11 protein-coding genes and 1 other annotated feature are annotated in these 11733 nt (G+C 41.9%); of the genes, 5 read left to right on the top strand and 6 right to left on the bottom strand.

The window, feature by feature from the left end; all coding sequences use genetic code 11:
* Window positions 1-55: 55 nt before the first annotated feature.
* Window positions 56-715, top strand: coding sequence for a TVP38/TMEM64 family protein (locus tag AC6UDC_RS01355; RefSeq protein ID WP_500696383.1), 660 nt, complete (start codon window positions 56-58; stop codon window positions 713-715).
* 80 nt (window positions 716-795) lie between these two features.
* Window positions 796-1884: a baeRF3 domain-containing protein gene (locus AC6UDC_RS01350; RefSeq protein ID WP_500720926.1), complete on the top strand. Its 1089-nt coding sequence runs from the start codon at window positions 796-798 to the stop codon at window positions 1882-1884.
* Between the two features lie 59 nt (window positions 1885-1943).
* Here AC6UDC_RS01350 and AC6UDC_RS01345 read toward each other — a convergent pair whose 3' ends face one another.
* The 6 genes from AC6UDC_RS01345 to AC6UDC_RS01320 all read right to left on the bottom strand — a co-directional run bounded on the left by AC6UDC_RS01345 (window position 1944) and on the right by AC6UDC_RS01320 (window position 7736).
* Entirely contained in the window at window positions 1944-2105 is a 162-nt protein-coding gene (locus AC6UDC_RS01345) for a hypothetical protein (RefSeq protein WP_500720924.1), read from the bottom strand.
* Between the two features lie 107 nt (window positions 2106-2212).
* The gene (locus AC6UDC_RS01340; RefSeq protein WP_500720922.1) at window positions 2213-3358 is read right to left on the bottom strand and encodes an ArgE/DapE family deacylase; all 1146 of its coding nucleotides are present in this window, start codon (window positions 3356-3358) and stop codon (window positions 2213-2215) included.
* Window positions 3359-3389: 31 nt separating this feature from the next.
* On the bottom strand, window positions 3390-4094 hold the full coding sequence (locus AC6UDC_RS01335) for a methionine ABC transporter permease (protein WP_500695429.1): 705 nt from the start codon (window positions 4092-4094) through the stop codon (window positions 3390-3392).
* On the bottom strand, window positions 4094-5149 hold the full coding sequence (locus AC6UDC_RS01330; RefSeq protein ID WP_500695430.1) for a methionine ABC transporter ATP-binding protein: 1056 nt from the start codon (window positions 5147-5149) through the stop codon (window positions 4094-4096). Before AC6UDC_RS01330 ends, AC6UDC_RS01335 begins: the two co-directional genes overlap by 1 nt.
* Before the next feature lie 9 nt (window positions 5150-5158).
* Complete coding sequence (locus AC6UDC_RS01325) at window positions 5159-5998, bottom strand: MetQ/NlpA family ABC transporter substrate-binding protein (protein WP_500696375.1); 840 nt, start codon at window positions 5996-5998, stop codon at window positions 5159-5161.
* A 74-nt stretch (window positions 5999-6072) separates the two neighbouring features.
* Window positions 6073-6329, bottom strand: a binding site (T-box leader).
* Window positions 6330-6386: 57 nt separating this feature from the next.
* On the bottom strand, window positions 6387-7736 hold the full coding sequence (locus tag AC6UDC_RS01320) for a C1 family peptidase (RefSeq protein WP_500720919.1): 1350 nt from the start codon (window positions 7734-7736) through the stop codon (window positions 6387-6389).
* A gap of 366 nt (window positions 7737-8102) precedes the next feature.
* On the opposite strand from AC6UDC_RS01320, the gene AC6UDC_RS01315 reads away from it, so the two are divergent.
* The 3 genes from AC6UDC_RS01315 to AC6UDC_RS01305 are packed head-to-tail and all read left to right on the top strand — an operon-like array spanning window position 8103 to window position 11720.
* Window positions 8103-9743, top strand: coding sequence for a peptide ABC transporter substrate-binding protein (locus tag AC6UDC_RS01315; protein ID WP_500721214.1), 1641 nt, complete (start codon window positions 8103-8105; stop codon window positions 9741-9743).
* A 16-nt stretch (window positions 9744-9759) separates the two neighbouring features.
* Entirely contained in the window at window positions 9760-10692 is a 933-nt protein-coding gene (gene opp3b, locus AC6UDC_RS01310; protein WP_500707622.1) for an oligopeptide ABC transporter permease, read from the top strand.
* Window positions 10692-11720, top strand: a complete 1029-nt coding sequence (locus tag AC6UDC_RS01305; protein WP_500693317.1) for an ABC transporter permease — start codon at window positions 10692-10694, stop codon at window positions 11718-11720. Before opp3b ends, AC6UDC_RS01305 begins: the two co-directional genes overlap by 1 nt.
* Window positions 11721-11733 lie beyond the last annotated feature (13 nt).

The following is an 11733-nucleotide window of genomic DNA, read 5'->3' as shown; positions in this document are numbered from 1 at the left end:
GCTATAACATTTGGAGGAGTCTTTTATCATCGTAGAATTCATTAAAGAACATCGCATGGACATTTTAAAATACCTTGGCATTGTCATCGCTGTCCTCTTCTTTTACATCCTATTCATGGATTACTGGCCAGAGATTAAGATGATGTTCAATCCCGCTACCCGCGGCACGGCGATTCAAGAAATCCGTGACCACGGTCTAATTGATGCTGTCTTATTGATCTTCTTGTTGTACATCTTGACCATGATTCCAGGAGCACCAGTCGCAGTTGTCGGTGTCATCACTGGGATTTGTTTTGGGAAATGGCTTGGCATTATCATCAACGTGATTGGACTTTCGGCTGGTAACTTCGGGACGACTAAGATTGTTTCATCATTTAAAGGGATTGCTAGAAAATACGAGAACAATAAGTACGCCAAACACTTTAAACACTTAAAACATCCCCTCCTCGGTCTGATTATCGGATATTCGATCCCTTTTATCCCGACGTTTCTAGTCAGTTTTCAGGCCAATCAGGATAAGAAACGGTTTCCAGACAAGAAAGTGAAGATTGCGACGATTCTAGGAAGCATCCCCATCTCAATCATCTATTCACTTGGTGGTGACACGATTTTGCAGGGGAGTTTCAAGAAACTGATGGTGCTAATCGGTATCATCGTCGTTTTTGCCCTCATTGTGTTCTTTTTAATTAAACGACTGGTAACCGATAAACTCTAATCGAGGTACCCGTTTCCAATTGTTTTTAAAAATGGTAATATAGTAGAGTATAGTAACAATTTATTAATGGAGGTTTTACCATGGCTAAGCATGACAAAAAAGATCAAATTAAAAACTTGCTTGACTTGGAATCCGATAACGGCCCAGTTTTAACAATCACTGTACCCTTGGATCCTAAGGAAGACAATACTCGTAGAGACAACACCCAAATCAACAGTTTGGTTGACACTGCTAAAAAAGCATTTCAAAAACAATACAAACCAGAACTTTGGAACGCCTATGATTTTCAAATTAAGAACTACCTAAAGACTTTACAACCTAAGGCAACCATTGCTAAGGGGATCATCATGTACGTAACTAACGATTCCATCGAAGTTGCTCAATTGAACTACGCTCCACAAACAGCATTCTCATTCTCAGACAGACTCCAAATCTTACCAATCGTAAGACAATACCAATTTGTTCCTGACTTTGACATGTTGTTCTTACAACGTGACGACTTCAAAGTATTCCACGTTAACGACTTGAGCGTTGTTGATGACGATACCGATACTCCAGATCCATTTGACTCAGACAAGACTGAGACTGAGACCCAAGATGATCCTAGAAAGAACGGAGCTAAGTGGGACACTCACGAATACTACGAATTGGTTGACAAATATGTTCAAAAACATGTTTCAAACAAGGACCACAATCCATTAGTAGTTGTTGCAAACGCTGAAGACGAAGGTCGTTTCAACCGTGCTACTCACAACCCATACGTGGTTGAAGACAAGCACGTTGAAATGGATGCTGCTGTTAAAAACGCTGGCGAAAACGTTCAAGAAATTGCTCAAACCATCCATGATAACTTCGTTTCAGATGGTGAGAAATCAATGAAAGACGTCTATGACAAAGCCGACGGTGCTAAGAAAACCACTGATGACTACGATGAAATCTTGAAGGCTGCCATTGACGACCGGATTGCTAACTTAATCATCCAACAAGATGCTTACGTTCAAAGCAAGGACAACGGTGAAGACGTTGAAGTTAACGCCGAAGGTTCACGTCCAGCTAACGAATTAAACTCATTAGCATTGACGGTTCTTGGCCTTGATGGTGATGTTACTGTATTGCCTGCTGACGATATGCCAACTGACAAGAAAGTTGCGGCTATCTTAAGATGGTAATTTAAAATAGTAAAAAAAGAAGTCTCTTATGAGGCTTCTTTTTTTATACCATTAAATTATTATATTTTAGAAAGCATTTTCAATGCTTTGATCACTTCTGGATTCTTGACGATACTTTTATTGGCCTCTTCGTCGAATTTTTCTCTTGTTTTAGGATCCACCAAATGTTTATATACTTTTTGTGCCTTTATAATTTCTGACTTTGATATTTTATCATTCATCTAAGAAACCTCCATATCTTTACATTGGTATTAGTTTACCACTTCTAAAATATAACTAACCACACAAAAAGGGCCTTGAACTCCACAGTTCAAGGCCTTTATTTTTACTACTTTTCAAAGAAATCGTTCGCAATATCCTGATAAGCATTAATCGTATCAAGATAACTCGAAAGTGTCGTATACTCGTTAATCTGGTGTGACGTGTTGTTCTTATTGGGACCTAACAAGATCACGGCCATTTTGTCGTTTTCCTGAACGTAAACACTCGCATCAGTCGCACCGTTATTGACAATCAACTCGGGCTTGCGATTCTGATAGTCCTTTTTAGTAACCTCGTAAGCATCCTGGACGAACTGATTGTCCTTATCGGTTTCAATTGGATAAAAGTTGTGAACCAACTTAAATTCGAGGTGATATGGGGTCTCGTCGTTCACTTTATCAACGATTGTTTGAATCAATTCAATCACGTTGTCGTTATTAAATGAAGGGGTCGGACGGACATTTCCAAGCAAACTAGCCGAACCAGGAATGATATTAACCTGTTCCCCACCGTTAATGACGGTGATACTGTGTTGGACTTTGCCAAGCACTGGATCAACTGGTAAATCGTTGAAGAAATCCGGCTCAGCTTGAATGTATTTAACCAAACCAGTAATGGCGTTCAATCCCAAGTCAGGAGTCGAACTGTGCGCTGGTTTTCCAGTACTAGTAATCTGATAGTTCAAACTTCCAGAGTGGGCATAGGTGACATCCCCATCGGAGGGTTCACCGACAATCATAGCATCCACATCGTCAATATACTTTGGTTCAATCTTATAAGCACCAGGTGCACCGAATTCTTCTCCTGAAGTCGCAATCAAACGAATCTTTCCATCAGGAACCTCGCCCTTATCAGCTAGTTCACAGAGCGCAATCACCTCGGCCGCTAGCCCACTCTTCATGTCAGCGGCACCACGACCGTAGATCTTATCACCCACGATTTCACCCTTAAACGGATCGTGTTTCCAATTTTCCGGATGAGCAACTGCCACCGTATCTTGGTGTCCCTCTAAAGCCAGTACTTTCCCAGATTCACCAGTTCCAAGTTCAGCAATCAAGTTGGCACGACCGTCGCCAAACGGAAAAATCTTACTGTCAATACCGTGCTTTTTCAGCAGCTTTGACAAGTACTCTGAGATCTCAATTTCATTACCGTTGACGGACTTAATCTGAATTAAATCCTGTAAAATTTTGATTTTCTCTGCTTTTTCCATTCTTAAACACCCTTCTTTAAATTCTTATTTATTAACCGCGATCGGCGTGGTTAGCGAACTTGGCCCAGACATCACCAACAACTTGAATAATCAGAACCATGATAACAACTAGGATCGTTGCGACCAAGGTCGTGTCGTTTGCGAAACGGTTGTACCCGTATGAGATGGCCATGTTACCAAGGCCACCAGCACCAATGGCACCGGCCATTGCGGTTAAACCAACTAAACTAATCAAAGTTACGGTTGATACTCGAATCAACTCTGAACGCGCTTCACTAAGGTACACGCCGAAGATTAAGTCCCAGTTCGTGGCCCCTAGTGATTCCGCTGATTCAATGATGCCATGATCGACACTTTCAAGGGCGACTTGGACCTGCCGCGCATAAAACGGAAAGACTCCGACTGATAGAGGTACTAAAGCGGCCGTCGTCCCGATTTGGGTTCCAACGATCTTTTGCGTCACTGGGGCAATGAAGGCCAGTAAGATGATAAATGGAACGGCTCGGAATAGCGAAACAACTTTGTCGATAATCCAGAACAGTGGATGACATGGCATAATCCCGTTATCCGCAAATATTACTAAACAAACTCCGAAGATGATCCCCGCAATGCCACCAAAGATTGCGGACCAAAACGTCATGTAAATTGTCTGATTAACGGCTGTGATCCAGCCTTCTTCACCATTTAATCCCTGCGAAACCACGTTGGGAAAATGAGTTGCAAACCAAGCTCCCATTATTCTGCCTCCTTCAATTCAGTGACCTTGATGTCTTGACCATTAAGGTATTTAACCGCTGCTTCTTGATCCTCTTGACTTCCAAGTAAATCAACAATCAACGTTCCAACGACCTGCTCACCCAATTTTTCAATATTACTGTAGATGATACTTGCAGAAATATGGAACTTCTCGTACAGGCTAACGATGATTGGATCGCTAATGTCATCTGATAGATACGTCAACTGAACTAGATTTCGCTTGTTAACGTCAATGTTCATCGACTTCAAAATTTCAAGTGCGTTAAAACTGTTTCCAACAATCTTTCTGGTAGTTGGATTCTTCGAATCAACGAAGATATCAAGTAGATTGCCAACATCAACCACTTTTCCTTGACTCATGATGGCAACTTCCTGACAAATCCGTTTGATGGCTTCCATTTCATGGGTGATCAGAATAATCGTTAAGCCATATTTCTCGTTCAATTCTTTCAGTAAATCCAAGATTTGATCGGTGTTCTTGGGGTCAAGTGCAGATGTGGCTTCGTCAGAGATCAAAATCTTGGGATCATTAGCGAGCGCTCTAGCAATCGCTACTCGTTGCTGTTGACCACCAGAGAGTTGGGATGGATAGGCTTTTAAGTAATCACCCAAACCAACAATGTCGAGCATCTTCTTGGCTTTGGCCTCACGTTCTTTTTCCTTTAAACCACTGTGCTTCAATCCGAACTCAACGTTGCGTTGGACGTTTTGTTCTTCTAGCAGATTAAAATGCTGAAAAATCATTCCAATTTGACGCCGTTCATCACGCAACTCTTTAGTATTAATTGAAGAAACTTGGTCGCCTTCTTTTTTATAGAAGGTTTTCCCAAACACATCGACTTCCCCGTCGGTTGGTTTTTGTAGCAGGTTAATGGTTCGAACTAACGTCGATTTACCGGCACCGGAGTAGCCAGCAATTCCGAAGATTTCACCTTTGGGAATTTTCAACGATACGTCTGAAACGGCGTGAATCACATTCTTTTTTTGTTTGAACGTAACTGAGACGTCCTTGAATTGAACAATATTATTACTCATTAGTTCCTCCTAAAATTTACGATTCCAAGCAGGAATTTCGGTGTTTCCATAATACTTCTTGACCAGTTGCTCGGTCTTCTTGGTCTGGAATGATTTTACAACGTCTTTGTAGTTCTTGTTATTCTTCTGGTCCTTGTTAGCAGCAATCAAATTGATCCACTGTTTCGAATCATTGTTGAGTGGTTCGGTAAAGATCGTTTCCTTATCACCTAAGTGAGCGGGAACAGCGTAGGTGTTATTAATAACAGCACCATCGACACTGTTTAGTACTCGTGGGGTTTGTGATGCGTCCACTTCCTTAAAATTCAAGTGCTTGGGATTACTCTGAATGGCGTTTAATCCTAAAAAGCCCTTCTGGTTTTTCAAAGTGATAAGTCCCGCGTTCTTAAGGAGGTAAAGCGAACGACTCTCATTGGAAGTATCGTTTGGAACGGCAATCGTCCCACCATCCGGAATATCCTTAACGTTCTTGTACTTCTTTGAATAAAGTCTGATAGGAGCGATGTAAGTGTTACCAACGGAAACAATGTCAGAATGATTTTGCTTATTCCAGTTATCTAAGAAGGCATAATGTTGAAATGAGTTCAAATCAATCTCGTGTTGAGTCAAAGCCTTGTTCGGTTGCGTGTAATCAGTGAAGTGGGTGAACTTAATGTTAACCCCATACTTCTTCTTGGCAGTCTCAGCGACTGACTTCCAAATCTCATCGTCTGATTTAGAGCCGCTCATTAGACCGACGTTAACGGTCTTTTTACTCTCAGCCGAGTGTCTGGCAAAACTAAACCAACCTAACCCAACGATCACAACCACAATGATAATTCCAATAATCCACTTAGTACTTCTCCTCATGATGTCCACTTCCTAATTTTTATTTGATTGCTTAATTCATTAAATTAAATAAAAAAAGCATCCGCCCTTTAATTAAAAAGGACGAATGCTTTCGTGTTACCACCTTAGTTTACAGTTACCCTTTCAAGTAACTGCCTCAAAGACTACTCTAGTCGACGTCTGAACTAGAAGAGCCTTGCGATGATATCGGTAGCAACCCCGTCACTGGTTCGAAACTCTTGCCAGTAAATGATTAAAAGTCCATATTCCCCGAATTCATCTCATCCCTTCACACCGACCAGAGACTCTCTTAGAAAATTCAACGGGTACTCAGCTTTTCCATCTCGTTTATTTAATTTGTTGTAAGTATACTAATCCGTCGACCAATATCTGTCAACAAAAATTTTAATTATTTTTTAAAACTAGCTAGTGAACCCATTGGGTCCCAAGGTTCAAGCATCTTAGGTGCCTGTTTTTGTTCCTCAAGTTGCTTGTCAGACATGTACTTCTTGTTGATAACGGTCTGGTAAACAAATTCGTTGAACCAGTCGTCACTCATGACAAAGTAACCTTTTTCACCGACCTTTTCACCCCAGCTGTTTTCAACCTTCCACTTGGTTGGTTGATCATCGACTAGGTCAACGCCGGTAATCACCATGGCGTGAGTCATCATGCTTTCCTTGTAGTCAAGTCTTGCACCCTTACTCATCTTCAGGTCAGTGCTGAACAAAGCATCCTTGTGGTACAAGTGCGTATCCATGATGCCCTTTTTACGGTCAGAATCTTGGACAACGTCACAGCCGAACCAAACCGCTTCGCCGTTCTTTAACTGTTTTACGGCTAAGTCTTTCAATTCATCAATCTTCAGGTTTAAATGCTTAACCTGTCTGCCACCAACCACGTTGCCTAACATTTCAATCGTATAGGTCTGGTCAAAGGGCTTGTCACCAGTTGGTGAGTTAATCAATGAAACGTAGTCTTCCAGGTTGATGTTGACGTATTTATCAAAGAACTCTTTCGGAGTCAGATCTTTGTCTATGTGGTACTTGTTGTCAGTGTCGCGATACTCGAAATCAAAGCGCTTCGTTGGACGGCCCAGCGAGTATGCCAAAATGCGGTAAACATCGTTTAGCATCTCACTCTTAGTTGATTCAAGCTTTTCTTCGGTCGCACCGTCCTTCACCATTTTACGCAATTCTTCCGCATCCCGACGTAATTTCAGGTTTAAAGTCTGATTCAATTCGTCAGAACGATTACTATTGTAAGTTTCAACCATGGTTGAACTTGGAACAACTCCGTACTTTTCAATGATGGCGCACAACATGTCCCATTGGCCCCCGTCTTGTTGTGGGGTTTCCATTAAGAAGTCGATCTTGCGTGAACCTAAGGGTTGATCAGCGGTTTTAATCACGTTTTCTAAGAAGTAGTTTGATTTTTCAAACTTATCCCAGAAGTTAACATAGTTTTGTGATAATTCAAATTTTGGTGAAACCTTGTAGTTTTCGGCAATCTTAAAACGCATGGTGTTAAGTGCTGAAAACATCCAGCACCTTCCACTTTGTTTCTGATCAGCAACGTGTTGTTCGGGAACTTCGACTGAGAAAACTCGTTTCATTTTTTCATCAGCCTTGTAATCAGCAGCACTGTTGTTAATCCCATTATGAGAAACGGCCCGTTCTAAGACCAGACTGTCGTCTTTGTCTTCATAACTTTTTTCATACCATTCCAGGTCTTGCGGATTAATTGCTTTCTTATCCAAAATGATCACTCCTTAATATTTTTCTTGTCAGTATTGTATCACTTGTCCTCTCCTTTGAGACACTTTTAACTTGACCAATCCTAATCAAATCTCAATTTCAATCGTTAATCAAAAACTTGCATAACCAAACCCCATCACAAAGGGATTCTCATCCGCTAAAAGTTACATAATCAAAGATATGTATCATTTTCATTATTTAGCTCCCCTTACTCATGTCACAAGTTTTGTAACGTCAAGCAAAAACGTTGATATAACGTCACTTGCTTTAAAGATTTATTAAGATTCTTAAGAAAAATATAAAAAACGTATTTACTTTTGTGAAACACGCGCGTATATTCGACAAAAAGCAAAACAGCAAACATGGAGGTGTTTCATTTGAACCATAAGAAGATATTTTCAGTAGCATTCATTGGTGCCGCTTTAGCGCTAATGCTTACTGGTTGTTCTTCTGGAAGTAGTAAATCGGGGAGTAAGGACATGGCAGTCAACTCCAGCGATATTATTTCTACGATGGACTCAAGTATGGTAACGGATAGTATTGGAGCGCAAAACCTAAACAACACGATGGAAGGTCTTTACCGCTACAATAACCGCAAGATTGAACCTGGCATTGCGACCAAAGTCGTTACCCCAACCAAAGGTGGAACTCAGTATAATTTCGATCTGAGAAACGCCAAATGGTCAAATGGAGACCCCGTGACCGCGTATGACTTTGTCTACGCATGGAGAAGAATCGTTGCTCCAAAGACGGCTTCTCAATACTCCTACATTTTTGAGGGAGTTAAAAACGCTGACAAGATTACCAACGGGAAGGCTTCACCAAAGACCTTAGGCGTTAAGGCCATTGGTCCCCATAAGTTACAAGTTAACCTGTCGCAACCAATTCCCTACTTCAACGCCCTATTAACCGGAGCATCATACTTGCCACTTAATCAGAAGGTCGTTGAAAAAGCGGGAAGTCAGTATGGATTAAACAGTAAGGACATGGTATTCGATGGACCATTCAAGTTAGATAAATGGCAGGTTGGAAACACCGCCTGGACCGAGAGCAAGAATAACTCGTACTGGAACCAAAAGAACATTAGATTGAACGCCGTTAAATACTACGTTGTTAAAGATCCCAATACCGGACTTAACTTGTACTCTAGTCACGTAATTGACCAGTACAACGGCCTAACCGGTGATTCAGCTAACCAACTGAAAAACGAAAAAGACTTCTCAACGAAACCAACTTCAAGTACTTTCTACATTGAGATGAACGAGAAGAAGGATCCGTTCTTCAAGAACACCAAGATTAGACAGGCCATTGGTCATTCCATCAATCGCCAACTCCTCTCTAACCAAGTGTTAGGTAAGACTGCTACACCGGATTCAAGTGTCGTTCCAGCTAAGATGAGTTGGAACAAACAAACGGGAGTTGATTTCAAAAACGAAGCCCAAAGTAAACAGGACGCAAGTTATAACGACTACAATCCCAAGTTAGCTAAAAAGCTTTGGACTGAGGGTCTAAAAGAGACTGGGAAGAAGAACCTCAACTTAACCTTGTTAGGTGACGATACCGATTCGTCCCTAAAGCAATCCGAATTCTTGCAGGCTGAACTACAGAAACTACCTGGATTGAAGGTCACCCTTTCAAACGTTCCGTTTAAGAACCGACTTCAACGTTCATCTAGTGGTGACTTCGACATGGTTGTCTCAGCTTGGAACGCCGACTTCCCAGATCCAGTGACTTTCTTGAACCTCTTTGAAACCGGTGGCGCTATGAACGATGGTCACTGGTCCAACAAAGCGTTCGACCAACAGATCAAACAAGCATCTGATAAAAACGCCGGTAACTATCAAGCTCGTTGGCAGAACCTCCTGAACGCCCAGACCATCTTGACTAAGCAAGAGGGAGTCGTTCCGCTTTATCAACAAAACACCGCAGCTCTTACCAGAAGCGACGTTCACAATTACAACCTGTCACCAAACGGGAATTTCAATCTCGCGGCTACCTACAAGAAATAAAGAGAGGTAAATTAAAATGACTAAATACATCATCCGTCGAATTTTCTACCTAATCCTCACTTTATTCATTGTTGCTTCGGTTACCTTCTTCCTGATGAAATTTTTACCCGGTACGCCTTACTCAAACCAGGCAAAACTCCAGCCAAGTCAAATCGCAATAATGAACCAAAAGTACGGATTAAACAAATCACTTTGGGATCAGTACTTAATCTACATGGGAAATTTACTCCACGGAAATCTAGGTACTTCATTTCAATTTAACAACCAACCAGTTACTCAATTGATTGCCCATGACATTGGTCCTTCAATGCAAATTGGTACCCAAGCCATGGTCGTTGGTTCAGTTCTTGGAATCATCCTTGGTGCCGTTGCCGCCATCAAGAAAAATACCTGGGTTGATTCAAGTGCCACCTTCATCTCAATCCTTGGGATCTCAATCCCAAGTTTCGTTTTAGCCGTTCTGCTTCAGTACTACTTCGGTTACAAACTACAATGGTTCCCAGTTGCCCTCTGGCAGAACTTCAGTTCCAGTATCCTACCGACGCTAGCGCTTGCGGCCTTTCCACTTGCAAATGTCGCCCGGTTCATGAGAACTGAAATGGTTGATGTCTTAGACAGTGACTACATTGAACTGGCAAAAGCCAAGGGTGATTCGGAAAGAAAGACGATTACGCATCATGCGCTAAGAAACTCACTGATTCCCGTTATAACCATCGTTGGTCCCATGGCCGTTTCAATCATGACGGGTTCACTAGTTGTTGAAAACATCTTCTCAATTCCTGGAATTGGTAATCAATTCGTTCAGTCCATTCTGACGAACGATTACCCCACCATCATGGGACTCACAATCTTCTACTCATTCTTATTAGTTGTCATTATCTTAGTTGTCGATATTCTTTACGGAATCATCGATCCACGAATCAGACTAGGAAACGGAGGTAAAGAATAATGGCCGAAAACTTACCACCACTTGAAGATCAGTTCCAGTTCGCAAGTGACGACCTTTCAAACTTGGACACTGAATCGGAATCAATTAACACCCCATCTTTAACGTACTTTCAAGACGTTAAACGAAGACTAGTTCGAAATAAAGTTGCCATGACTTCTTTGATTCTCTTAGTCATTATCGCCCTAGTCGCAATCTTCGCCCCGATTCTTTCACCACACGATCCAAACGCTCAAAACGTTTTGTACGCCAACCTCCCACCAAAGTGGGGTTCACTTAACATCCCCGGTTTAAACGGTATTCACGAAGCCGGTGGCCACATGGTCAACGCATATCAAGCAGAACACGTTCCAAAGGGAACCTACTACATCATGGGGACCGACTACTTAGGACGTGACCTCTTCTCAAGAATTCTCTACGGGACTCGGTTATCACTGTTTATCGCGGTCGTTGCGACAGCAGTTGACCTCTTAGTCGGTGTTCCTTACGGTTTAATCTCTGGTTGGGTCGGTGGTGCCGTTGACACCTTCATGCAGAGAATCGTTGAAATCCTCTCATCAATTCCTAACCTAATCGTCGTTGTTTTATTACTACTAATCCTTAAACCCGGAATCACTTCAATCATCATCGCCATTGCCTTTACCGGATGGATCACCATGTCACGTTTAGTTCGTGCTCAGACCTTTAAACTAAAGGAATCCGAATACGTCCTAGCCGCCAGAACCCTTGGTGAATCACCATTCAAGATTGCGATGAAACACCTGATTCCAAACCTCAGTTCTACTATCATTATTCAAACCATGTTTACCATTCCATCGGCCATCTTCTTTGAAGCCTTCCTAAGTTTCATTGGGATTGGGATCCCAGCACCAAACGCATCCCTTGGTACACTTCTAAACGATGGTCAGAAGGCCTTTCATTTCTTGCCATATCAAATGTGGGTTCCAGCAATCGTACTGTCAGTCATTATGATTACGACCAACCTGCTTGGAGATGGATTAAGAGATGCGTTCGATCCAAAATCTAAGTAAAGGAGACAGATAA

This window comes from Fructilactobacillus sp. X7R7C1 (genome assembly GCF_059901065.1).
This window is presented reverse-complemented; position numbering and strand designations above follow the sequence as displayed.